The 21,545-nt window shown below is 68.9% G+C and carries 26 protein-coding genes; 19 read left to right on the top strand and 7 right to left on the bottom strand.

All coding sequences use genetic code 11. The annotated features are described in order from the left end of the window. Positions 1 to 13: 13 nt before the first annotated feature. The 13 genes from rpsE (at position 14) to rplQ (ending at position 8,490) form a co-directional block, all read left to right on the top strand. Positions 14 to 535 (top strand): 30S ribosomal protein S5, encoded by a 522-nt coding sequence (gene rpsE, locus D7X30_RS34060; protein WP_014395877.1) that lies wholly within the window; start codon positions 14 to 16, stop codon positions 533 to 535. A 2-nt stretch (positions 536 to 537) separates the two neighbouring features. Then, positions 538 to 807, top strand: a complete 270-nt coding sequence (rpmD, locus tag D7X30_RS34055; protein ID WP_120532358.1) for a 50S ribosomal protein L30 — start codon at positions 538 to 540, stop codon at positions 805 to 807. Between the two features lie 16 nt (positions 808 to 823). Next, on the top strand, positions 824 to 1,351 hold the full coding sequence (gene rplO, locus D7X30_RS34050; RefSeq protein WP_120567150.1) for a 50S ribosomal protein L15: 528 nt from the start codon (positions 824 to 826) through the stop codon (positions 1,349 to 1,351). Positions 1,352 to 1,485: 134 nt separating this feature from the next. Continuing rightward, complete coding sequence (gene secY / locus D7X30_RS34045) at positions 1,486 to 2,832, top strand: preprotein translocase subunit SecY (RefSeq protein ID WP_120567149.1); 1,347 nt, start codon at positions 1,486 to 1,488, stop codon at positions 2,830 to 2,832. 90 nt (positions 2,833 to 2,922) lie between these two features. Further along, positions 2,923 to 3,573, top strand: a complete 651-nt coding sequence (locus D7X30_RS34040; RefSeq protein ID WP_120567148.1) for an adenylate kinase — start codon at positions 2,923 to 2,925, stop codon at positions 3,571 to 3,573. A 101-nt stretch (positions 3,574 to 3,674) separates the two neighbouring features. After that, on the top strand, positions 3,675 to 4,433 hold the full coding sequence (gene map, locus D7X30_RS34035; RefSeq protein WP_120567147.1) for a type I methionyl aminopeptidase: 759 nt from the start codon (positions 3,675 to 3,677) through the stop codon (positions 4,431 to 4,433). A gap of 150 nt (positions 4,434 to 4,583) precedes the next feature. After that, positions 4,584 to 4,802: a translation initiation factor IF-1 gene (infA, locus tag D7X30_RS34030; protein ID WP_002614803.1), complete on the top strand. Its 219-nt coding sequence runs from the start codon at positions 4,584 to 4,586 to the stop codon at positions 4,800 to 4,802. Positions 4,803 to 4,869: 67 nt separating this feature from the next. Further along, a complete protein-coding gene (gene rpmJ / locus D7X30_RS34025; RefSeq protein WP_043321360.1) occupies positions 4,870 to 4,986 on the top strand; it encodes a 50S ribosomal protein L36 in 117 nt (38 codons plus the stop codon). Positions 4,987 to 5,040: 54 nt separating this feature from the next. Next, entirely contained in the window at positions 5,041 to 5,424 is a 384-nt protein-coding gene (rpsM, locus tag D7X30_RS34020) for a 30S ribosomal protein S13 (protein ID WP_014395883.1), read from the top strand. Between the two features lie 75 nt (positions 5,425 to 5,499). Beyond that, a complete protein-coding gene (gene rpsK / locus D7X30_RS34015; RefSeq protein WP_014395884.1) occupies positions 5,500 to 5,940 on the top strand; it encodes a 30S ribosomal protein S11 in 441 nt (146 codons plus the stop codon). 69 nt (positions 5,941 to 6,009) lie between these two features. After that, positions 6,010 to 6,636, top strand: coding sequence for a 30S ribosomal protein S4 (rpsD, locus tag D7X30_RS34010; protein ID WP_120567146.1), 627 nt, complete (start codon positions 6,010 to 6,012; stop codon positions 6,634 to 6,636). Between the two features lie 220 nt (positions 6,637 to 6,856). Then, positions 6,857 to 7,879: a DNA-directed RNA polymerase subunit alpha gene (locus D7X30_RS34005; protein WP_120567145.1), complete on the top strand. Its 1,023-nt coding sequence runs from the start codon at positions 6,857 to 6,859 to the stop codon at positions 7,877 to 7,879. Positions 7,880 to 8,070: 191 nt separating this feature from the next. Continuing rightward, on the top strand, positions 8,071 to 8,490 hold the full coding sequence (gene rplQ, locus D7X30_RS34000) for a 50S ribosomal protein L17 (RefSeq protein ID WP_120567144.1): 420 nt from the start codon (positions 8,071 to 8,073) through the stop codon (positions 8,488 to 8,490). 127 nt (positions 8,491 to 8,617) lie between these two features. Here rplQ and D7X30_RS33995 read toward each other — a convergent pair whose 3' ends face one another. Then, on the bottom strand, positions 8,618 to 9,169 hold the full coding sequence (locus D7X30_RS33995; RefSeq protein WP_233591956.1) for a hypothetical protein: 552 nt from the start codon (positions 9,167 to 9,169) through the stop codon (positions 8,618 to 8,620). Between D7X30_RS33995 and D7X30_RS43485 the strand changes: the two genes are divergently transcribed. Continuing rightward, the gene (locus D7X30_RS43485; protein WP_255424222.1) at positions 9,168 to 9,290 is read left to right on the top strand and encodes a hypothetical protein; all 123 of its coding nucleotides are present in this window, start codon (positions 9,168 to 9,170) and stop codon (positions 9,288 to 9,290) included. The genes D7X30_RS33995 and D7X30_RS43485 overlap by 2 nt on opposite strands. 20 nt (positions 9,291 to 9,310) lie before the next feature. Here D7X30_RS43485 and D7X30_RS33990 read toward each other — a convergent pair whose 3' ends face one another. Next, positions 9,311 to 10,693: a lipopolysaccharide assembly protein LapB gene (locus D7X30_RS33990; protein ID WP_120567142.1), complete on the bottom strand. Its 1,383-nt coding sequence runs from the start codon at positions 10,691 to 10,693 to the stop codon at positions 9,311 to 9,313. Positions 10,694 to 10,700: 7 nt separating this feature from the next. After that, the gene (locus D7X30_RS33985) at positions 10,701 to 11,501 is read right to left on the bottom strand and encodes a 1-acyl-sn-glycerol-3-phosphate acyltransferase (RefSeq protein ID WP_199724628.1); all 801 of its coding nucleotides are present in this window, start codon (positions 11,499 to 11,501) and stop codon (positions 10,701 to 10,703) included. Positions 11,502 to 11,712: 211 nt separating this feature from the next. Here D7X30_RS33985 and D7X30_RS33980 point away from each other — a divergent pair, with 211 nt between their 5' ends. From D7X30_RS33980 to D7X30_RS33970, 3 genes are all read left to right on the top strand, one after another. Further along, complete coding sequence (locus D7X30_RS33980) at positions 11,713 to 12,327, top strand: deoxynucleoside kinase (RefSeq protein WP_120567141.1); 615 nt, start codon at positions 11,713 to 11,715, stop codon at positions 12,325 to 12,327. Further along, positions 12,324 to 13,499, top strand: a complete 1,176-nt coding sequence (locus tag D7X30_RS33975) for a DUF2314 domain-containing protein (protein WP_120567140.1) — start codon at positions 12,324 to 12,326, stop codon at positions 13,497 to 13,499. The genes D7X30_RS33980 and D7X30_RS33975 overlap by 4 nt, the downstream gene beginning before the upstream one ends. Before the next feature lie 71 nt (positions 13,500 to 13,570). Beyond that, positions 13,571 to 15,307: an FHA domain-containing protein gene (locus D7X30_RS33970; protein ID WP_120567139.1), complete on the top strand. Its 1,737-nt coding sequence runs from the start codon at positions 13,571 to 13,573 to the stop codon at positions 15,305 to 15,307. A gap of 6 nt (positions 15,308 to 15,313) precedes the next feature. Here the strand turns inward: D7X30_RS33970 and D7X30_RS33965 are convergent, their stop codons facing one another. Then, positions 15,314 to 16,240 carry a DMT family transporter gene (locus D7X30_RS33965; RefSeq protein ID WP_120567138.1) on the bottom strand — a complete coding sequence of 309 codons (927 nt, stop codon included), beginning with the start codon at positions 16,238 to 16,240 and terminating at the stop codon, positions 15,314 to 15,316. A gap of 191 nt (positions 16,241 to 16,431) precedes the next feature. On the opposite strand from D7X30_RS33965, the gene D7X30_RS33960 reads away from it, so the two are divergent. Beyond that, on the top strand, positions 16,432 to 17,349 hold the full coding sequence (locus D7X30_RS33960) for a pseudouridine-5'-phosphate glycosidase (RefSeq protein ID WP_120567137.1): 918 nt from the start codon (positions 16,432 to 16,434) through the stop codon (positions 17,347 to 17,349). 13 nt (positions 17,350 to 17,362) lie between these two features. Here D7X30_RS33960 and D7X30_RS33955 read toward each other — a convergent pair whose 3' ends face one another. Further along, complete coding sequence (locus D7X30_RS33955; protein ID WP_120567136.1) at positions 17,363 to 17,857, bottom strand: GAF domain-containing protein; 495 nt, start codon at positions 17,855 to 17,857, stop codon at positions 17,363 to 17,365. A 106-nt stretch (positions 17,858 to 17,963) separates the two neighbouring features. Here D7X30_RS33955 and D7X30_RS33950 point away from each other — a divergent pair, with 106 nt between their 5' ends. Next, a complete protein-coding gene (locus tag D7X30_RS33950; protein WP_233591954.1) occupies positions 17,964 to 18,662 on the top strand; it encodes an NAD-dependent deacylase in 699 nt (232 codons plus the stop codon). Between the two features lie 10 nt (positions 18,663 to 18,672). Here D7X30_RS33950 and D7X30_RS33945 read toward each other — a convergent pair whose 3' ends face one another. After that, positions 18,673 to 20,154: a two-component regulator propeller domain-containing protein gene (locus tag D7X30_RS33945; RefSeq protein ID WP_120567134.1), complete on the bottom strand. Its 1,482-nt coding sequence runs from the start codon at positions 20,152 to 20,154 to the stop codon at positions 18,673 to 18,675. A gap of 77 nt (positions 20,155 to 20,231) precedes the next feature. Continuing rightward, positions 20,232 to 21,539 (bottom strand): hypothetical protein, encoded by a 1,308-nt coding sequence (locus D7X30_RS33940; protein WP_120567133.1) that lies wholly within the window; start codon positions 21,537 to 21,539, stop codon positions 20,232 to 20,234. Positions 21,540 to 21,545 lie beyond the last annotated feature (6 nt).

Below are 21,545 nucleotides of genomic sequence, written 5' to 3'. Positions count from 1 at the left end.
AGGAATTCCTCAAGTGGCAACTCCGATCAATCCGAACGATCTGGACCTGACCGACCGCGTGGTGAACATCAACCGCGTCGCCAAGGTGGTAAAGGGCGGCCGCCGTTTCTCGTTCGCCGCGCTCGTCGTGGTGGGCGATGGCAACGGGCACGTGGGCGTGGGCCTGGGCAAGGCCAACGAGGTCCCCGAGGCCATCCGCAAGGGCGGCGAGAACGCGAAGAAGAACCTGTTCCGCGTTCCTCGCATGGGCCACACCATCCCGCACGAGATCCTGGGGCACTTCGGTGCCGGCTGGGTGCTCCTGAAGCCTGCCTCTGAAGGTACGGGCGTCATCGCCGGTGGCGCGGTGCGCGCGGTGCTGGAGGCGGCGGGCATCCGCAACATCCTGACCAAGAGCCAGGGTTCGCGGAATCCTCACAACGTGCTGAAGGCCACTGTTGCGGGCCTGAAGCTGCTGCGCAGCGCGGAGCAGGTCGCGCGGCTGCGTGGCAAGGACGTCGAGACCCAGAAGCTCGCGGGCGAGGCGAGGGGCTAGTCATGGCGCTCAAGGTTAAGCTGACGAAGAGCTTCTCGGGTTCTTCCGAGGACATGCTGGCCACCATCAAGGGCCTCGGTCTGAAGAAGTTCGGCGACGAGCGGCTGTTGAAGGACACCCCGGCGGTGCGCGGCATGGTGTTCAAGGTGAAGCACCTGGTCTCCCTGGAGACGGTCAGCCAGGAGGCCCCGGCGCCCAAGCGCCGCAAGCCCCGGAAGATTGTCGCCCGGGACCGCGCCCTGGAGCGCCTGGCCGCCAAGGCCAAGGCCTGAGAACTGAGGATCCAACATGAGCATCCTGACCAATCTGAAGCGCCCTGAGGGCTCCTGGCACCGCAAGAAGCGCGTGGGCCGTGGCCAGGGTAGCGGCCTGGGCAAGACGGCCGGCCGCGGCGGCAAGGGCCAGAAGGCCCGCTCCGGCAACATGCGGTTCGAGGGCTTTGAAGGCGGCCAGAGCCCGCTGCAGCGGCGTCTGCCGAAGTTCGGCTTCAACCCGCCCAACCGCACCACCTACGCGGTGGTGAACCTGGGCGACCTGGAGCACACGTTCGACGCCGGCGCCACGGTGGACGAGGCCTCGCTGAAGCAGGCGGGCCTGGTCAAGGGCCGTTATGATGGCGTGAAGGTCCTGGCCCACGGCGAGCTCGCCAAGAAGCTCACCGTCAAGGTGAACAAGGTGTCCGCGGCTGCTCGCGAGAACATCGAGAAGGCGGGCGGCTCCGTGGAGGAGCTCCCCCTGGTGGCGCACAAGCCGGAGTCGGCCGCCAAGGCCCACGCTGGCAAGGGCGTCAAGGCTCCTCGCCAGCCCCGGGCGTAGGCGTGACCGGCGGCGCGCATCACGGTGATGTGGTGCGCGCCCCCAGCCTTGTGTAGGCTTCCGCGCCCCTTTCCGGAACCGGAGAGGGGCGTTTGTTGTTGCTGGCAGAACCTCTTGAAGAGGATGGCATTACCGTGGCCCTGAACGCCTTCGCCAACGTCTTCCGCATCGCGGAGCTGCGCAGCCGGCTTGCGTACACGCTCGTGCTGCTGTCCGTCTACCGCATTGGCATCTTCATCAACACGCCGGGCGTGGACCGCTCCGCGATGAACGCGTTCATGGACGCCCAGAAACAATCGGGCGGTCTGGTGTCGCTGTTCAACCTCTTCTCCGGCGGCGCGCTGGAGCAGATGTCCATCTTCGGCCTGGGCATCATGCCGTACGTGAGCGCCTCCATCATCATCCAGCTCCTGGCGGTGGTGGTGCCCAGCCTGGAGCGCCTGCAGAAGGAAGGCGCCGCGGGCCGCCAGAAGATCAACCAGTACACGCGCTACGGCACCATCGCGCTGTCCATCGTGCAGGGCGTGGGCATCTCGCGGTGGCTGGCCTCGCTGGGCCGCTCCGACGCGGGGCAGGGCGGCTTCAACCAGGTGGTGGTGCCCAACGACAACCTCTGGTTCACCTTCATGACGGTGGTCAGCCTCACGGCGGGCACGGCCTTCATCATGTGGCTGGGCGAGCGCATCACCGAGCGCGGCATCGGCAACGGCATCTCGCTCATCATCTTCGCGGGCATCGTGGCGCGCGTGCTGCCCGGCGCGAAGACGCTGCTGGACCTGACGACGCAGGAGATTGTGAACATGGCCGCGGTGCTCGGCCTGCTGTTCTTCATGCTCCTCATCATCGGCGTGGTGGTCTACGTGGAGCGGGGCATGCGGCGCGTGCCCATCCAGTACGCCAAGCGCATGGCGGGCCGGCGCATGTTCGCGGGCCAGGCGACGTACTTCCCCATGAAGGTGAACGCCTCGGGCGTGATTCCCCCCATCTTCGCCGGCGCGGTGCTGTCCTTCCCGGCGACCCTGGGCGCGTGGTTCCCCTTCCTGCAGGGCTTCCAGCGCAGCATCGAGGGCAACCTCTGGGTCTACAATGGACTGTTCGTGCTGATGGTGGTGTTCTTCTCCTACTTCTACACGGCGCTGACCTTCCGGCCGGATGACGTGGCGGACAACATCAAGAAGCAGGGCGGCTACATCCCCGGCATCCGCCCGGGTCGCCAGACAGCGGAATTCATCGAGCGAGTCCTCAATCGGCTCACGTTCGGCGGCGCCATCTACCTGGCCATCATCTGCGTGATTCCGTCGGTCATCAGCAGCGTGCTCGGCGTGCAGTTCACGTTCGGCGGCACGGCGCTCCTCATCGTGGTGGGCGTGGCGCTGGACACGGTGCAGCAGATCGAAGGCCACCTCATCAGCCGCAACTACGAAGGCTTCGCGGGTCCGCGCGGTCCGCGCATCCGCGGTCGGGTCCGCGTGGCGGCCTGACAGAGGTCGGTTGTGTTCCGGGCGCCTCTCCCCAATGGTGGGGAGGGGCGCCTCGTCGTTCAAGGGTGGACGTTGGTACAAAGGAGCGACATGAACCTCATCCTCTTGGGGCCGCCGAACGCCGGGAAGGGAACCCAGGCGAAGAAGCTCTACGCGGACTTCCAGATCCCGCAGATCTCCACCGGCGACATCCTGCGCAAGGCCGTGAAGGATGGCACGCCCCTGGGCAAGGTGGCCGGGCCGCTGATGGCCGCGGGGCAGTACGTCCCGGACGATGTCGTCATCGGCATCGTGGAGGAGCGGCTGAAGGAGCCGGACGTGGCGCAGGGCTTCGTGCTCGACGGCTTTCCCCGCACCCCGGGACAGGCGGACGCGCTGGACCGGATGCTGGAGCGGCTGGGCAAGCAGCTGAATGCGGTCGTGTCGCTCGAGGTCCCGCACTCGACGCTCGTCGAGCGTGGTTCTGGCCGGCGCGTGTGCCCCAATGATGGGGCCGTCTATCACGTCACCCAGAGCCCGCCGAAGCGGGCGGGCCTGTGCGACAAGTGCAGCACGGAGCTCGTGCAGCGTCCGGATGACACGCCGGAGGTCATCGAGAAGCGCCTGCAGAAGTATGACGCGGAGACGTCCCCCCTGAAGGACTTCTACGCGAAGAAGGGGGTGCTCAAGAGCGTCGACGGCGTCGGGTCGCCGGAGGGCATCTACGAGGAGATCAAGAAGGCCGCTGGCCGTCCTGCCTGAGCCTGGGGCAGCCAGCGAGGCGAGGGCAGGGCCGGTCTGGACTGCCGCCCCATCGGTCACGGGTTCCCGACAGAGCAGCGGACCGGTAGGGAAAGGGGCGCATGAACCCGGTGGAGCTCAAGAGTCCGGATGAAATCGCCCTGATGCGGGAAGCGGGACGGATCGTCTGTGAGATCCTGGACGAACTCGAGAAGGCAGTGGCCCCCGGTGTCTCCACCTGGGAGCTGGACGCCCTGGCGGAGCAGCTCATCGCCAAGAAGGGCGCCCGGTCGGCGTTCAAGGGCTACCACGGCTTTCCGGGCGTTCTCTGCGCCTCCGTGAACCAGGAGGTCGTCCATGGCATCCCCAACCGGAAGCGCCGGTTGGTGGCCGGGGACCTGATGAAGCTGGACTTCGGGGTGGTCTACCGGGGCTTCTTCGGGGACTCGGCGCGCACGGTGCCGGTGGGGAAGGTGGCGCCAGAGGCCCAGGCCCTGGTGGACGCCACCCGGCAGTCCCTGGAGAAGGCCATCCAGGTGATGCAGCCGGGCAACCGGCTTGGCGACATTGGCCACGCGGTGCAGAGTCACGTGGAGGCGCGGGGGTTTTCCGTGGTCCGGGATTTCACGGGGCACGGGATTGGCCGGAAGCTGCACGAGCCGCCGCAGGTGCCCAACTATGGGCAGGCGGGGTCAGGGATGAAGCTGCGGCCAGGCATGGTCCTGGCGGTGGAACCGATGGTGAACCAGGGGACGCCCGACGTGGAGGTCCTGGAGGACGAGTGGACGGCCGTCACCGTGGACGGCAGGTTGTCCGCCCACTTCGAGCACACCATCCTGATCTCGGAGCGGGGGCCGGAAGTGCTGACCCGGCGTCGATGATGGCCCCTGGACCCCGGGTGAAATAGGGTGATGTCAGAAGCTGTTGATAGAGGTCCAGATTTCAGATCGCGCGGCGCTTGCTACTTACGGACCAAAGTGTTATCCCGCCGCGCTTCCAGAAGGTTCGTGGTCCGGGAAGAAGGTTGACGCTTGCCGAAGGATGATTCCATCGAAGTCGAGGGGACCGTTATGGAACCCCTACCGAACGCGATGTTCCGCGTGGTGCTGGACAACGGCCACAAGGTGCTCGCGCACATCTCGGGCAAGATGCGGATGCACTTCATCCGTATCCTCCCGGGCGACAAGGTGAAGGTCGAGTTGTCGCCGTATGACCTGACCCGTGGACGGATCACGTACCGGGCCAAGTAATTCGTGCCGGCCGCCTGTGCGGACCGGCTGTTGTGCTTTTCACCGCTGAAGGAAGGAAGTTCGCTCCATGAAGGTTCGGGCGTCCGTCAAGAAGATCTGCGACAAGTGCAAGGTCGTTCGCCGCAAGGGCATCGTGCGCATCATTTGCGCCTCCAACCCCCGGCACAAGCAGCGCCAGGGCTAAGAGTCCCCAGGGACTCTTGCCTCAGACCAACTCCACAACGAAGGAAGACCGAAGATGGCTCGTATCGCCGGCATCGATCTGCCGCCCAACAAGCGTGCGGTGATCTCGCTTCAGTACATCTACGGGATCGGTAACAAGACCGCGCACGACATCATCGAGGCGGCGGGCATCGATCTCACCACCCGGACCAAGGACCTCACCGAGGACCAGGCTCGAAAGATCCGCGAGATCATCGAGGCCAACTACAAGGTCGAGGGTGACCTCCGGCGCGAGGTGACCATGAACATCAAGCGGCTGATGGACCTGGGTTGCTACCGGGGTCTGCGTCACCGCAAGGGTCTTCCGGTCCGCGGCCAGCGCACCCACACCAACGCGCGCACCCGCAAGGGCCCCAAGCGCGGCATCGTTCGCGCGAAGCCGGCCGCTCCGGCCCGCTAAACCCTCTGGCGCCCGCTGCCTCGCTTCGTGTGAGGCGCGGGCGTTGATCACCTACTCCCAGGAGCAGCGATTCACATGGCTGACGAGATCAATACCGCCGCCGCGCCGGCCGGTGCCGAGGGTGGCGAGACCCCTGCGGCGAAGAAGAGCAAGCGCAAGGGTAAGAAGAACATCCTCAACGGCGTGGTCCACATCCAGTCCACGTTCAACAACACCATCATCACGATCACGGACGTGTCCGGGAACGTGATCTCCTGGTCGTCGGCCGGGGCGCGCGGCTTCAAGGGCAGCCGCAAGTCCACGCCGTTCGCGGCGCAGGTGGCCGCTGGCGACGCCGCGGCGAAGGCGATGGAGCACGGCCTGAAGACCGTGACGGTGTTCGTGAAGGGCCCGGGCGCGGGCCGTGAGTCGGCGCTGCGCGCGCTGGCCGCCGCCGGCCTGAAGATCAGCCTCATCCGCGACGTGACGCCCATCCCGCACAACGGCTGCCGTCAGCCCAAGCGCCGCCGCGTCTAATTACCGCTTCGGGCCGGGGACCCGCCTCGCGGCGGGCCCGGCTCCAGACCATCTGCAAGGAGAGTTTCCGTGGCTCGTTATACCGCGAGCGCCTGCCGTATCTGCCGGCGCGAGAACCTGAAGATGTACCTCAAGGGCGACCGTTGCTACACGGACAAGTGCGCCATCGAGCGCCGCCCCTATCCCCCCGGTCAGCACGGCCAGGGCCGCGTGAAGTTCTCCGGCTACGGCGTGCAGCTGCGCGAGAAGCAGAAGGTCAAGCGCATGTACGGCCTGCTCGAGAACCAGTTCCGCGGGTACTACCACCGCGCGTCCGCGGCCAAGGGCAAGACGGGTGAGAACCTGCTGCAGCAGCTGGAGCTCCGCCTGGACAACGTGGTGTTCCGCATGGGCTTCGCGGACACGCGTAACGAGGCGCGCCAGCTGGTGCGTCACGGTCACTTCCAGGTCAACGGCCGCCGGGTGAACATCCCGTCGTTCTCCGTGAAGCCGGGCAGCGCCGTGGAAGTGCTGGAGAAGAGCCGCAAGGTGCTCCGCATCTCCGAGGCGCTGGAGACGGTGGACCGCCGTGGCGTTCCGCAGTGGATTGACCTGGACAAGAAGTCGTTCAAGGGCACGGTCAAGACGGTCCCGAACCGCGAGGACCTGACCATGCCCATCCAGGAGCAGCTCATCGTCGAACTGTACTCGAAGTAAGCAGGGATGCCGGGCCCGCTTCCGGTGGGCCCCTCCCGCTGTGGACGCCCTGGCCATCAAGGCCGGGGCGTTGTCGCTTTGTCACCTGTCGTTTCGTCGCCTGGAGGGCGCGTTCTGTGCGCGCCGGGCGAGGTTGTTAAGCAGTCCCCCCCGCGTGCCCGTCCTCCCGTCACCCTGACGGGGAAGTGGGTGATGGCGCACGACCAGAGGAGCAGTCCCCATGGCCGACACGTTTGTTGCGAAGAACTGGCGCGACCTCATCAAGCCGCGCCGCATGGAAGTGGACCAGGACTCGCTGAGCCCCACGTACGGCAAGTTCGTGGCGGAGCCGCTGGAGCGCGGCTTCGGGACGACGCTGGGCAACTCGCTGCGGCGGGTGCTGCTGTCGTCGCTGCAGGGCGCGGCCATCACCTCCGTGAAGATTGAAGGCGTGGACCACGAGTTCACGACCATCCCCGAGGTGGCCGAGGACGTCACGGACGTCGTGTTGAACCTGAAGGAGGTCCTCCTCCGGATGCACACGAACGAGACGAAGACGCTGCGCATCGAGGTGGAAGGCCCCAAGGAAGTGAAGGCGGGCGACCTCATCGCGGACCAGGATGTCGAAATCCTGAACCCGGGTCACCACATCTGCACGGTGTCCGAGGGTGGCAAGGTGCGCATGGAGCTGATGTGCCGCCGCGGCCGGGGCTACGTGCCGGCGTCCACCAACAAGGTGCCGGGCGCGCCCATCGGGACCATCCCCATCGACTCGCTCTTCTCGCCCATCCGCAAGGTGAACTACCAGGTCACCAACGCGCGCGTTGGCCAGGTCACGGACTTCGACAAGCTGTCGCTCGAGGTCTGGACGGACGGCTCCGTGGTCCCGCAGGACGCGGTCGCGTACGCGGCGAAGATCATCAAGGAGCAGCTCACGGTCTTCGTGAACTTCGACGAGACCGAGGAGCCGGTCGTCGCCGAGGCGCCGAAGGAAGAGGCCAAGCTCAACGAGAACCTGTTCCGCTCGGTGGACGAGCTGGAGCTGTCGGTGCGTTCGGCCAACTGCCTGCAGCAGGCGAACATCAAGTCCATCGGTGACCTGGTCCAGCGCACCGAGGCGGAGATGCTCAAGACGAAGAACTTCGGCCGCAAGTCCTTGAAGGAGATCAAGGAGATCCTCGCGGAGATGGGTCTGTCGCTGGGCATGAAGCTGGAGAACTGGCCGCCGAAGAACGCGCCGGCTCCCGCGGCCCCCAAGGCCTGAGCGTCGTCGTTTCCTGCAGCACCTGCCTTGGCTTCCCACCGACACGGCTTCACGGTGGCGCGAAGGCAGGGGGCCCTGGTACACAGGGTCCGATTCAACGGCGGCCCCCGGTGTCGGGGCCGTCCTTCCCACCCGGTACCTGATACGGCCGGAGTGGTGGGGTTCTCAAGAAGAGGCCCCGGAGCACGCGCATGCGCCACAAGGTCGGACAAAGGAAGCTGCACCGCACCACGAGCCACCGTCTCGCGATGCTGAACAACATGGTCACGTCCCTGCTGGAGCACGGGGCCATCCGCACCACCGTTCCCAAGGCGAAGGAAGTCCGTCCGCTGGCCGAGCGCATCATCACGCTCGCCAAGCGCGGTGGCCTGTCCAACGTGCGCCTTGCCGCCCGCACCGTGAAGGACCGCACGGTCCTCCAGAAGGTGTTCAGCGAGTACAAGGAGCGTTACGCCTCCCGTCCGGGTGGCTACACCCGCATCGTGCGCCTGGGCTTCCGCCGGGGCGATGCCGCGGAGATGGCCCTCATCGAGCTGGTGGACCGTCCCGCGAAGGCCCCGGCCGCCGCTGAGACGACCGAGGCTCCCGCCGAGGCGAAGACCGAGGGTTGAGCCGTTCCCCGTGCCCGGGCCTCACGTGAGTGAGGCCTGGCCGGGCTGAAGAAACACCGAGGGCGCCTTCCTGCTTCAGGAGGGCGCCCTTCGTGTTTCCGGCGTCTGGAGGGCCGCTCGCGGCGGGCTACTTCTTCGGCGAGAGGATGCGCTTCCACTCCTCCTGGAGGGAAGGCGTGAGGTCGGCCTTGTCGTCCGCGCTCTTCATCGTCAGCGCCTGGAAGCGCAGGTCCGCGGGCGCGGAGCCGCCGGTCTTCCCCAGGAGCTGCTTGGGCGTGATGGTGACGAAGTTGCCGGGCTGCACCTCCGACACCACCGCCTTGTACTCGTTGTTCACGGTGATGATGACGTCGCGCCAGACGTCCTGGCTCTCATTCCAGATGGTGACGGAGGGCCGGTCCAGCTTGTCACTGAGCACCAGGCGCGCGTCCATGTCACCCGTGTCCACGGAGCTGCCCGGGCACGCGATGCCGAGGCTGGCGACGGACAGGACGAGCCAGCTCGCGACGATGCCGGCCTTGTACTTGAAGAAGCGGTCGCTCGCGCGGAAGTCCGCGAACTGCTCCTTCAGGATGGAGAAGGCGTTGAGGAGGACGTTGGACGTCTCCGCGGCGACGCGCTTGCCCAGCGGGCCTTCCGGCTTCGGCTTCTCCAGCGGGGCCGCGCGGGCGGCGCTCATGGCGCGCATGCCGGGGCTGGTGGCCGCCCGGGGCTGGGTGCCGGGATTGGACGGCGTCCGGGGCGGAGGGGTGCTGGGAGGGGCGGGTTTGCGCGCGTCGCTCATCGGAGGCGGAGTGTAGAGGGGGCGGTGCGCCGGTGGCTACTGGCCCTTGAGCACCTGCAGGGCCTTGCTGGCCACCGCGTTGTCGGGCTGGGTCTCCAGCACCTTCCCCAGCCAGCGCTCCGCTTCGCTCGCGGCCTTCTGGCGGTCCTCGGGGCGGCGGGCCTTCTGGGCCTCCTCGGTGTAGAGCAGGCCCAGGCGCAGGGCGAACTCGGTGTTCTCCGGATCCTTGTCCGCCACGACCTTCAGCTCCCGCTGCGCGGCCGCGTAGTCCCCCTGCAACTGGTACACGAGCGACAGCTTGCCACGCGCGGCCGCCGAGTCCGGTGCCAGCGTCACCGCCACCTGGAAGGCCTCCTTCGCGGTGTCCAGATCCCGGGCCTCCAGGCGCAGGTCGCCCAGGCGGAACCAGGCCAGGTCCAGCAGCGGGTTGAGCGCCGCGGCCTTTTCGAAGGCGGTGCGCGCCGCGTCCGTGCGCTGACGCGACAGGTACAGCTCCCCCAGGTAGAGCTGGTTCTTGCCGTCCTGGGGGGCGCGCTCGATGGCCTGCTTGAACTCGTCCACGGCGCGGCCGGCGTCATCCAGGCGCTGGTAGGCCAGGCCCAGGAGGGCGTGCACCACGGCCAGGTCCGGGTAGTCGTGGAGGATCTCCTCGAAGGCGATGAGGGCGTGCTGGGGCGCGTCCAGCTCGTGCAGGTAGCGCATGCCCTCCTCGAGCTTCGCCTCCGCCGCCTTGGGGAAGTTCTGGAACGGGTCCGCCAGCGGGTTCATCAGCGCCCGCGCGGTGGCGACCTCCGTGGGGGTGGGGTTGCCGCGCACGACGGTGCCCAGGGCCTCCACGGCCCCCGCGGTGTCGCCCGTGCGGGCCAGGGCCTTGGCCAGGGGCAGCTTCCAGCCCGCGCGCTCCGGGGCCAGCTCCACGGCCTTGCGCAGCGGGCCCAGGGCGGCGGCGTACTGCTCCGACTCCAGGCGCGCCACGCCCAGGCGGTAGTGGAACTCGGCGGTGGTGGGGGACAGCGCGATGGCGCGCTCGAAGGCGGCCACGGTGGGGGCGCCCGCGTCCCGGGCCCGCGAGAAGAGCGTCAGGCCCAGCATGTACTGGTCCACCGCGCGCTCGTTCTTCGCGATGGCCTGGCGCAGTTCCTCCGTCCAGGCGTCCGCGCGGCCGGCCTTCACCTGGGCCTCGGTGAGGGCGCGGGCCACGTCCACGTCGTCCGGCGTGCGCGCGTGCAGCTCCCGCAGGAGCTTCACCGCCTCATCCGGCTGGTTGCCGTCCAGGTACGCGCGCGCCTGCGCCTGGGGAGACAGCGCGGGGGCCTGGGCCTGGCCGTGGCCGCAGCCGGTGGCGAGCAACCCCAGCCCCAGGAGGGCGGCGGGCCAGCGGAGCGAGCGGAGGCGGTTCGAGGGCGGCGTCAGGGGCACGGTGAACTCAGGAGGCCTTGGAGGTGACAGAGGAGGCAAGCTGCGCGACGCCCTCGCGGTTCGGCGCGGCGACGGCGGTGTCCGGGTCACCGCCCTTGCCGCCCAGGGAGAGGCTGTCGGCGATGATCTGTTCGCGCACGGCGCGGGCCAGGCCCTCGCGGTCGTTGTCCGCGAAGCCGCTGGTGTCGATGGGGCGGCCAATCTTCACGCGCACCGGGCCCGGGGTGATGTTCCACGAGTTCTTGGGCATCACGTTGTCGGTGCCCTCGATGGTGACGGGGCAGATGGGCACGCGGGCCTTGAGCGCGAGCGCGAAGGGGCCCTTCTTGAACGGCAGCACGCGGCCGTCCGGGGAGCGGGTGCCCTCCGGGTACAGGAAGATGCTGGTGCCCGCGCGGATCTTCCGGGCGGCTTTTTCAAGCGACGCGATGGCGGACGAACGGTCTCCGCGGTTGATGAAGACGTGGCCCGCGAGCCAGAGGTACCAGCCGATGAACGGCACGAAGCGCAGCTGGGACTTGGCGACGAAACGGAAGTCCACCGGCACGGCGAGGAAGTGGGCCGGGATGTCGAGTGTGGACATGTGGTTGCCGACGTAGATGGTGGGCCGCTTCGGGTCCACGTTCTCCCCGCCAGTGACCTCCAGCTTCGCGCCACCGGCCCACAGGAGCACGGGCGACCAGATCCATCGGGCGACCCAGACCGAGCGCGACGGGTTGAGCGTCACCAGCATCGCGAGGCATGCGAGGGTGAAGCAGATCGGGGACCACACCGCGACCACCAGGATGCACCACAGCTTGCGCAACATGCGTCGCCTTTCCTCCTACCGGGGGGCCTGAGCGCCGGAAGGGCCCCGGGAGTGCCGCTCACCGGTCGGGCAGCCAGGCGGCGCGGCGCGAGCGTCGGCACGGGCTCCTGGACGTGCGGAACGGGGCGGGGGCATGCACTTTATCTACCATGGCTCCCCCCGCCATTGTTTCTGGTGAATGCCGCTCGCTGGGGTTACAAGCAAGGGTGGCGTGGCCAGGAAAAAGTTCATCGCCATCGCGGGCAACATCGGGGCCGGAAAGACGGAGCTCACGTCCTTCCTGTGCCGGAAGTACGGCCTCACGCCGTCCTTCGAGCCCAATGACCAGAACCCTTATCTCGCGGATTTCTACAAGGACATGAAGACGTGGGCGTTCCGCTCGCAGCTCTTCTTCCTGACGCACAAGTTCCGCCTGCACCGGGAACTGGAGCGCACGCCGGGCACCGTGCTCCAGGACCGGACCCTCTATGAGGACGCGGAGATCTTCGCCAAGAACCTCCACCGGCAGCGGCTCATCGACAAGCGGGACTGGTCCACCTACTGGGAGCTGTACCAGACCATCTCCCAGTCGCTCCGGCCGCCCGACCTGATGATCTACCTGCGCTGCCCGGTGATCACCCTGAAGGAGCGCATCCGCCTGCGTGGGCGGACCATGGAGAAGGACATCCCGACCGCCTACCTGAAGCGCCTCAACGCCCTCTACGAGGAGTGGTTCGAGGGCTACTCGCTGTCACCGGTGCTGGTGCTGGGGACGGACAAGCTGGACTACCTCACCAACCTGGTGGACCGCGTGGACCTCTTCCGACAGATAGAGAAGCACCTGTGAAGGAGGTCTACGTCCTGGCCACCGAGCAGTCCGTGCCGCCCTCCCTGGACGCGCTGCGCGCGGCGTTCGCGACGGACGAGGTGGAGTTCGTGCCGCACGAGGGCGACTGGGGCTTCACCGTGCGGGCGGACGGCTCGGAGGTGAAGGTGGTGCTCAAGCCCCTGAGCGACGGCCGTCCTCGCGTCCCCCAGGAGCTGTTCAGCGGCAGCCCGGAGGCCTTCGCGCGCGTGGAGAAGTCCCAGGCCTGCTACGCGTTCCTCCTGGAGCCGGGCGGCGCGCAGCCCACGCTGCCCGTCTTCGAGGCGCTGTGGACCGTACGCACGCTGATGGAGCAGGCGCCGGGCGTGCTCGTGGACATGACGGCGTTCAAGCTGCACGAGCCCGAGGACGTGGCCGAGATCACCGAGCTGGACTTCGACATCCGCGACCACGTGCACCTGCACGCCATCGAGCTGGCGGAAGGGGACACGCCGCTGTGGGTGCACTCGCACGGGATGGAGAAGTTCGGCGCGCGCGACGTGGAGATCTTCCACCTGGGCGAGGGCGACCTGCTGGCCGCGGAGAGTTTCCTCCACGAGCTGTGCACGGACCTGGCGTTCGCGCAGGGACCGGCGCTGCGCTCGGAGGTGGCCACCAGCGAGGGCCAGAGCTTCACCCTGGTCCCGTCGGAGGAGGCCCGCGCGAACCTGCTGGGCGTTCCGCTGGATGCCTTCGAGGGCCACGAGGGGCTGTTCCTCACGGTGGTGTCGCCCTTGGGCCGGCACAACACGGCGGAGCTCCTCTCGACGTACCGGGAGCGCTTCGCCAAGGAGCCGGCCGAGCAGACCCAGGCCATGCACGAGGAGGCGCAGGCGCTGTTGCCCGCGTTCCTGGCCCGCTTCCAGCGCAAGGGTTTGATGGAGCCCCTCACGTTCCTGGTGCGGGCCCCCTTCGAGACGCACCCGGAGGGCGACGTGGTGGTGGAGAACCTGTGGCTGGAGGCGGTGACCCGGGACGAGGGCTCCGTCGTGGGCCGGCTGGTGGATGGCGCGGTGCACACCACGGAGTGGCGCAAGGGGGCCCACGTGGAGGTGGAGGAGAAGCAGATCAACGCCCTGGCCATCGCCCGGGAGGGCCGCCCGCTCAACGAGTCCGAGCTGCGCGCTCTTTTGACCGCCGAACGCCCCATGTAGCGTAGCGCTGTGCGTCCAACCCGACGCGTCTTGCGGGCGCCCCGAGGGGCGCTGCTAGGCTTCTCTTCCGCATGCCGGCATTGCTGCTGCTCACGGGCCCCTCGGCGGGGCGCCGGTACGAGGTCGTCTCCCAGCTGACCCTCGGCCGCAGCCCCTCCTGCGACATCCCGCTGGAAGACGATCAGGTGTCGCGCCGCCACGCGCAGCTGTTCCTGGACCCCGTTGCGGGACAGGTGCGGCTGCGCGACCTGGGCTCCACCAATGGCACGCTGCTCAACGGGCAGCGGCTGGCGCTCCAGGAAGAGGCGGTGCTGCGGCCGGGCGACCGGATGCGCGTGGGCGCCACCATCGCGGTGTACGAGCCGCCGCCGGTGTCCATCGTCGACGAGCCCTCCGGCGTGATTGCCCCGGAGCCGGAGCACGTGCCCATCGAGGAGGTGCTGCCGCACGTGGGCGCGGCCGCGGTGATGTACTCGGCGGGGACGGCGCTGCTGGGGGCCACCAGCGAGGCCATGGTGCTGCGGCGGCTGTCGGAGGAGACGGCGCACGCGCTCAACGCGGACCGCGCCGCGGCGCTCCTGAGCGGGCCGGAGGGGCTTCGCACGGCGGCGGTGTCCGGCGCGGCGTCCGTGGAGGTGCCTCGCGCGCTGGTGCAGGCGGCGCTGGAGCGCAAGGAGCTGGGGCGGACGGACACGGCGCTGTGCTCGCCACTGGTGGCTTCGGGCGGGATGCCCTTTGGCGTGCTGTACGTGGAGCGCGAGGAGTCGCCGTTCACCGAGGGCGAAGGCCAACTGCTCGCGTCGCTGGGGCGGCTGGGCGGTGAGGCGTATACGGCGGTGCGCTCTCGCGGAGAGGCGGAGGCCGCGGAGACGCCGTGGGTGACGCCGCTGGGGACGTCGCGGGCGTTCCGGGGCGTGGTGGAGGAGGCTCGGCGGGCGGCGGGCAGCGCCGCCCCGGTGGTGCTGCACGGCGAGCCGGGTACGGGCAAGGCGCTGCTGGCGCACTTCCTCCACGGGAAGTCCCCTCGCGCGCTGGGGCCGTGGGTGACGGTGGAGTGCCGGCAGTCCCTGGAGGCGGTGGAGGTGGCGCTCTTCGGCCGTGCGGGCGCGCCCGGCCAGCCTCCAGTGACGTCCGCGGTGCTGCGCGCGGACGCGGGCACGCTGTTGCTTCGCCACGTGGAAGCGCTTCCCCGGCCCGCGGCGGAGCGGCTGGCGCGGATGCTGGCCCGGCGCGCGGCTCCAGCACGGCAGGGCGGGGAAGAGCCCGTGGACGTGCGCATCGTCGCCACCAGTGCTTCACCGGTATCTCGGCTCGCGTCCCGGGGGGAGTTCGACGCGGCGCTGGCCCGGGGGCTCACGGGCTTCGAGTTGGAGGTACCGCCCCTGCGGGAGCGGCGGGGGGACGTACCGGTGCTGCTGGAGCACTTCGCGCTGCGCGGTGCCCGGCATGGCGGGCGGGAAGCGCCGGTGCTGGGACCGGAGGCCCGGCGCCTCTTGGCGGAGTATCCGTGGCCGCAGAACGTGCGTGAGCTGGAGCTGGTCGCGGAGCGGCTGGGACGCGTGTACGCGGCGGGCCACGTGGGCATCCCGCAGCTGCCTCCGGAGGTGCGCGAGGGCGCGGTGGGGCAGGCGCCTCGCACGTTGCAGGAGCAGGTGGCCCGGCTGGAGCGTGACGCCATCGCGGAGGCGCTTCGCGAGTCCGGCTGGAAGAAGGTCCGCGCGGCGGAGTTGCTCGGCATCAGCCGGCCCACGCTCGACCGGAAGATGGAGGAGTACGGGCTGACGCTGGAGCGGGGGACTCGCGGCTGAGCGCGGTCAGGCCTTCGTGATGGCGGTGTCCTTGCGGCGGCTGATCAACACGCCCGTGAGGATGAGCGCCGCGCCGAGAATCTGGAACAGGGTGGGGCGCTCACCACGGACGGCCCAGGCGGTGATGGCGGCGACCACGGGGATGCCGGTGCCGTAGAGCGTCGTGCGGTTGGTGCCCACCTGCTGCACGCTGCGGAACCACACGAAGTACGCGAGCACCAGCGGCACCAGCGCCGAATACACGAGCGCCACCCAGCCCGCGGCACCCACGCGCGACGCGTCCATCGTGATGACCTGGGACGCGCCGGCCAGCACGACCCCCGGAGCTCCCGTGAGCATGGTGATGGCGGTGACGCGCAGCGCGGAGATGCCTTCTCCCACGGCTCGCGTGCCCACCGTGTAGATGGACCAGCACAGCGAGCTGCCGACGATCAGCGCGTCACCTGTCCATGTCTCCGCGCCCAGGTTCGGTCCTCGTGCGCCCACGACGAGCAGCGTGCCCACCACCGCGAGCGAGAGCCCCGCGACGACCGGGCGCCGCAGCCGTTCGATGCCCAGCGCCGCGCCCAGCGCCGCCGTCACCACCGGGCTCACCGCCGTGAGCATGCCGCTGTTGGCCGCCGTGGTCCGCGAGAGGCCTTCGATGAAGCACAGCTGGTACAGCGTGTTGCCCACGAACCCCAGCGCGGTGAGCCGCAGGAACGCCTTCCACGGCATCGGCTTGTGGCCTTCCACCGCGAGCAACACGAGCCCCATCGCGAGCGCCGCGAGCCCGAAGCGCAGCGACATGAAGGCCCGTGCCGGCATGCCCTCCAGCGCGTCCTTCACCAGGGTGTAGTTCGTCCCCCAGACGACCACGACGGCGATCATCGCCAGGTCGGAGGCGGAGAGGAGACGGGCAGGCGCTGCGACCGCTGGCGACGAGGTGCTCACGGCGGCGGGGCATAGGGCGGCGCGAGGCCGGATGCAACCGACGGAGCTGCAACGAACACGCGGCCCCGCACCGCTTCCCTGGCGGGTGACACGCACGCGCGGTGCTCTTCCTCGGGGAGGCGACACCGGGCCGACGTTTCCCCTCGCCCGTGCTTGTCCGGCCGCCCGGGCCGTGGCGTAAATGCCCGCCCATGGACTTCCGCTATTCGGACGAGGTGCGGCGCGCGAAGGACTCCGGGCTGCCACTGGTGGCGCTGGAGACGAGCGTCGTCGCGCAGGGCCTGCCGTACCCCGACAACCTGGCCGCCGCTCGCGCGTGCGAGGAGGCCATTCGCCGCGCCGGCGCAGTGCCCGCGCCCATCGCGCTCGTGGACGGCGAGGTGTGGATTGGCCTGGAGGACGCCACGCTGCGCCGCCTGGCCGAGGGCAAGGAGAAGCTCCTCAAGGTGGGCTCGCGCGACCTGGCCGTGGCGGTGGCCACCCGCGCCAGCGGCGGCACCACCGTGAGCGCCACGTGCGAGCTGGCCGCGGCGGCCGGCATCCGCGTCTTCTCCACCGGCGGCATCGGCGGCGTGCACCGGGGCGCTTCCGAGCACTGGGACATCTCGCAGGACATCGCGGCCTTGTCGCGCTACCCCGTCGCCGTGGTGTGCGCGGGCGCCAAGTCCGTGTTGGACCTGCCCAAGACGATGGAGCTGTTGGAGACCGCGGGCGTGCCCGTCATCGGCGTGGGCACGAACGAGCTGCCGTCCTTCTACAGCCGCGAGTCCGGCCTCTCCCTGGAGCACCGCGCGGACGACGCGGAGGCCGCCGCGCGCATCGCCCACGCGCGCTTCGAGACGCTGGGGCAGGGGGGCGTGCTCTACACCGTGCCGCCTCCGGCGGAGGCCGCGCTGCCTCGCAACGACGTGGAGCTGCACATCGCGTCGGCGCTGGCGGACGCGGACCGGCAGGGCGTGCGCGGCAAGGCCGTGACGCCGTTCCTCCTGGGCGAGATGGCGAAGCGCACCGGGGGCAAGACCCTCAAGACGAACCTGGCGCTCCTGGAGAACAACGCGCGCTTCGCGGGGGCGCTGGCCGTGGCCTACGCCCGTCTCGCGAAGCGCTGAACGCCGCGCGGAATCAGGCCGCGCGGTGCTGGAACCAGGACATCAGGTCCTCCAGCGCCGCGCGGTCCACGTCGTCGAAGGTGTTCTTGTGCTCGGAGTCGATGTCGAGCACGGCGAGCAGCTCGCGGTCGCGCCCGTACACCGGCACCACGATTTCAGACGCGGAGCGCCCGTCGCAGGTGATGTGGCCCGGGAAGGCGTGCACGTCCGGCACCACCACCGTCTCGCCCTTGGCCGCGGACGTGCCGCACACGCCCTTGCCGAAGGTGATCTCCAGGCACCCGAGCGTCCCCTGGTAGGGGCCCACGCGCAGCAGCTTCCCGGGTGTCACCACCCGGTAGAAGCCCGTCCACAGGTGGCCGAAGGCGTTGTGCAGCAGGCAGCTCATCGTCGCCATCGCGCAGATGTCGTCATCCACGCCTTCGAGGATGGCGAGCGCATGCGTCTTCAGCTCGGCGTATGCCTCGGTCTTGGGCTGACCGCGCAGATCCAGGGTGACTTCGGCCATGATGGGGTCCTCTGTCAGGAATTCCGTCTCGCCCCTTCTAACAACCCTCGTGCCCGCTGGCACTGGAGGTCGTGTGGAACCGCTTGTCCTGGATTCGAAGACCCGCTTGCTCGTACTCACCGGCGCCGGAGTCTCCGCGGAGAGCGGGGTGCCCACCTTCCGGGGCATGAACGGGCTGTGGGAGAACCACCCCGTGGAGGCGGTGGCGTCCCCGCAGGGCTTCGAGGCGAACCCCGCGCTCGTCTGGCGTTTCTACTCGCAGCGCCGGACGGGGGCGGCGGACGTGAAGCCCAACCCGGGCCACGACGCGTTGGTGCGCTGGGAGCAGCACCTGGGTGACCGCTTCCTCCTGGCCACGCAGAACGTGGACGGCCTGCACACGAAGGCGGGCAGCCAGCGCGTGGTGGACATGCACGGCAACCTCTTCCGCACGAAGTGCGCGGACTGCCAGCGTGCACCCTTCGCCGACACCTCCGTGCACCCGTCGGGCACGGTGCCGAAGTGCGACGGCTGCGGGGGCCGGCTGCGGCCGGACATCGTCTGGTTCGGGGAGATGCTGGACCCCAACGACCTGGCGCGCATTGGCGAGTTCATCACGCGCGACGATGGCACGCGGCTGGTGTTCCTGGCCGCGGGCACGTCCGGAGCGGTGTGGCCCGCGGCGGGCATCGTGGACGAGGTGCGCTCCGTGCGCGGGGACACGTGGCTCGTGAACTACGAGTCCGCCGCGAACACGGAGCGCTTCCATCACTTCGTCCAGGGACTGAGCGGACAGGTGCTGCCCACCCTGGCGAAGCTCGTCTGAGGACCGGGGCTTACGGTCCCCGGAGGACGGTGAGCCCCTGGTTGGTGAGGACGAGCAGCATGCTCGGCGTCACGGTGGGCTCGTAGACGAGCTGCAGGACGCGCTGGCCGGACACGTCCTTCACCTGGGCCAGCGTGGTGCCATCGGGCTCCAGCCGCCAGAGGCCGGCGCCGTCGGTGCCGATGTAGAGCGCGCCGTCGTCCGTCGCCTTGAGCGAGCGGATGCGGTTGGACGGCAGCCCCGCGAGCTTCGACCAGCTGCCTGTCGAGCGGTTCTTCGGCGTCAGCGCCCAGACGCCGTACTGCTCGCTGCCCAGGTAGTAGCGGCCCGAGCGGACCTGTTCGAAGGCGCGCCAGTAGTCGTCGGTGGTCTGGCCGTTGAGCGCGTCGTTGTAGCTCTTGAACGACCAGGGCGTGGGGCCTTCCCAGGTGTGCTCGCGGTCCCACTCCTCCAGCTTGGGGCTGGGCACGAGCACGCCGACCATCTGCTCGTTGGCGACGAGGACGTCACCGTTCTGCCCGATGCCCAGGCCGTGCATGTAGGGGCACTGCAGCGAGCCCCATTCCGAGCCGTCCTCGTAGAGGTACCAGCCCGGGTGGCGGTGGCTGTTGTAGGTGAGCCCCTGGATGCGTGTCACGCCGTGGTTGGTGGTGATGTAGAGGTCGCCGCGGTCGCGGCCGCGCGTCACGCGAGCGCAGTTGAGGACGGTGCGGTCCTCCTCGTAGTGGAAGTCATTGGTGTTGTGGATGCCCGCCTCGCGGCCCGCGTTCGACGCGCCGGTGGTGCGCCAGAGGTGCTCCTCGAGTTTGATGCTGCCGTCCGGCTGGAGGCGGACCGCGTCGAGGTCTCCCTTCCGGTACTCGGCGAAGCGTTCCGCGGAGTAGCCCGCTTCGCCCCTCCAGGGGATGTACGTGCGTTGCTCGATGCCCTCGGCACGCTTCATCTCGTTGGCGGAATAGCCCACGTATGCGCGTCCGGCCTCACCGCCGCAGATGACCGTGGAGCCGGTCGCGAGCGATTCCAGGCCGAACGGCTCCGCCGCCTGCCCGACGTTGGAGGTCCACGTGGGCTGGGTGTCGCCCGGGCGCAGCACGCCGATGCGGCGGCCGTCGAGCAGCCAGAGGTTGAGCCCTTCATCCACGCCGACGCTCTGGGGCGTGCCGGCGCCGTACGAGCGTGTGTAGTCGAGCACCGCGTCCGTGGGCCACGGTCCTGCGTCGGGCGTCTCGCCGGTGCCGGCATCGGGATCCGGCGGCGTCCCCGCGTCGGGAGTTTCGCCGGCATCGGGTGTCCCGCCATCTTCACCCGGAGGGGGCGTGCCGGCGTCCGGAAGGGAACCCGGAGGGGGGAGCGAGGGAACTTCGTTTCCATCGGACGGATCCGTGACGGTTCCCTCCTGCGGATCGACTGTCGGGGACTGGTCGCTGCAACCCGCCGACAACAAAGAGAAGACCACCAACCCCGTCCCCACCACGCCTGCGCGAATACCCATTCCGTGTCTTCCTCCATGAGGGCTTCATGGCAAGACACGGGCCAGCGTGTTCCGGGCGCTTGCTGTCCGATGCAGGCCTACTCGCCGCGCCCCGCGCGCTTCCCGACGAAGAGTCTGCGCGCGTCGATTCGCGCGAGGCACCGTGCGCCGCTCGTGGAGAACGCCACGGGTTCGAGGCCCGCCGCATCACAGAGGGGGCGCTGCGGTTCATGCGATGAATGGAGGCCGTCAACTCCGAGCGGCGGCTGCGTCGCGCTTTGCGCCCACTCACTGAAGTCGCCTGGCAATTCCGTCCGAGACTCGCCTTCCATCATCACGATGATGGGCACACCGTCACGCTCGGCACTGACTCCGAGCACGTCACCGGCGAAGGCCAATTGCGTGAAGCCGAACGTCAGGTGCTCGTCGCTGCGGAGCGCCTCGCGAACTTCGCCAGTGTCGACGTCGATGACGACAACGACCGAGCGATCCTTCTGTCCGTAGCCCTGGGATCGTCCGTTGACGTGTCCTGGCGTGACGAGCGCGAGTGCGAGCTGTCGTGGCGTACTGGCGATGGCGGTGCAGAGCCCCGGCAGCTCGAAGGCCTCGCGACCTTCAATCGCGACCGCCGAACGTCCCAGCCGCCACCACGCCGTGATGAGCCGCTCTCCCGCGAACGCGCCCACTGCATGCGTTGTCGGTTCATTGAACACGCGCTCGAAGTCTCGGTACGCCGCATGGTCGTTCGTACGCGCACCCACGAGGGCATGGGTGAGTCGAGCGACAAGGTGGCTCCGCTGATGGGGACTGCACTCCTCGAGCTCCGCGCTTCCAATGTCCCGCGAGGCGTGCAGGAGGAATTCGCTACCTCCGTTGTCGCCGAGGGAAACCAGCTCCGTCTCGACGCCAGCGCGCTGGGTGTACTCGCTCGGAGGCGCACGCACGCAGAACAGGGAGCGTGGCACGCCGGGTTCAAGCGTGACAGGAACCTCAAGCCAGCGAGCGACCTTTCCGACGAAAGCGGCGCCCAACGCCGAGGTCTCCGCCTCGATGCTGCCGCTGGTGAGCCATACGCCCTCATCGAGCACGTAGCGCGTGCCGAGTGGATGCTCCTCCACCGCAAGCTTCACCCGGAGCGGAGGCATCTTTTCGAGCGCAGGACGCATGAATGAAAACACGCGTGCTGACGGGAGTTCGTCGCCCTCGATGAGCTTCAGCGAGACGTCGACCCAGTGCTGTCCGGCGAGTTTTTCAATCAACTCGTCGAAGCCATCGGAGAGGAAGTGCCCGAGTGCTTCCTTGACGGAGGGTGGAATGCCCGGGCCCTCGAGCCTGGGCTCGAGACGGTGCTCCTCGATTTCGACGCCATGGAAGATCGCACCGTCCATCGAGTAGCCGGACAGCACGACTTC

Source organism: Corallococcus sp. AB011P (assembly GCF_003611605.1).
GTDB classification, from domain to species: Bacteria; Myxococcota; Myxococcia; order Myxococcales; family Myxococcaceae; genus Corallococcus; species Corallococcus coralloides.
The sequence above is the reverse complement of the archived record's forward strand: the minus strand, read 5'-3'. Positions and strand labels throughout refer to the sequence as shown.

What these genes read in the sequence shown, in the direction of transcription:
- rpmD (WP_120532358.1), top strand. Translation starts at nt 538, where the DNA reads ATGGCGCTCAAGGTTAAGCTGACGAAGAGCTTCTCGGGTTCTTCCGAG.
- rplO (WP_120567150.1), top strand. Translation starts at nt 824, where the DNA reads ATGAGCATCCTGACCAATCTGAAGCGCCCTGAGGGCTCCTGGCACCGC.
- D7X30_RS34040 (WP_120567148.1), top strand. Translation starts at nt 2,923, where the DNA reads ATGAACCTCATCCTCTTGGGGCCGCCGAACGCCGGGAAGGGAACCCAG.
- map (WP_120567147.1), top strand. Translation starts at nt 3,675, where the DNA reads ATGAACCCGGTGGAGCTCAAGAGTCCGGATGAAATCGCCCTGATGCGG.
- rpmJ (WP_043321360.1), top strand. Translation starts at nt 4,870, where the DNA reads ATGAAGGTTCGGGCGTCCGTCAAGAAGATCTGCGACAAGTGCAAGGTC.
- rpsM (WP_014395883.1), top strand. Translation starts at nt 5,041, where the DNA reads ATGGCTCGTATCGCCGGCATCGATCTGCCGCCCAACAAGCGTGCGGTG.
- rpsK (WP_014395884.1), top strand. Translation starts at nt 5,500, where the DNA reads ATGGCTGACGAGATCAATACCGCCGCCGCGCCGGCCGGTGCCGAGGGT.
- D7X30_RS34005 (WP_120567145.1), top strand. Translation starts at nt 6,857, where the DNA reads ATGGCCGACACGTTTGTTGCGAAGAACTGGCGCGACCTCATCAAGCCG.
- rplQ (WP_120567144.1), top strand. Translation starts at nt 8,071, where the DNA reads ATGCGCCACAAGGTCGGACAAAGGAAGCTGCACCGCACCACGAGCCAC.
- D7X30_RS43485 (WP_255424222.1), top strand. Translation starts at nt 9,168, where the DNA reads ATGGCGCGCATGCCGGGGCTGGTGGCCGCCCGGGGCTGGGTGCCGGGA.
- D7X30_RS33995 (WP_233591956.1), bottom strand. Translation starts at nt 9,169, where the DNA reads ATGAGCGCCGCCCGCGCGGCCCCGCTGGAGAAGCCGAAGCCGGAAGGC.
- D7X30_RS33985 (WP_199724628.1), bottom strand. Translation starts at nt 11,501, where the DNA reads ATGTTGCGCAAGCTGTGGTGCATCCTGGTGGTCGCGGTGTGGTCCCCG.
- D7X30_RS33970 (WP_120567139.1), top strand. Translation starts at nt 13,571, where the DNA reads ATGCCGGCATTGCTGCTGCTCACGGGCCCCTCGGCGGGGCGCCGGTAC.
- D7X30_RS33960 (WP_120567137.1), top strand. Translation starts at nt 16,432, where the DNA reads ATGGACTTCCGCTATTCGGACGAGGTGCGGCGCGCGAAGGACTCCGGG.
- D7X30_RS33955 (WP_120567136.1), bottom strand. Translation starts at nt 17,857, where the DNA reads ATGGCCGAAGTCACCCTGGATCTGCGCGGTCAGCCCAAGACCGAGGCA.
- D7X30_RS33945 (WP_120567134.1), bottom strand. Translation starts at nt 20,154, where the DNA reads ATGGGTATTCGCGCAGGCGTGGTGGGGACGGGGTTGGTGGTCTTCTCT.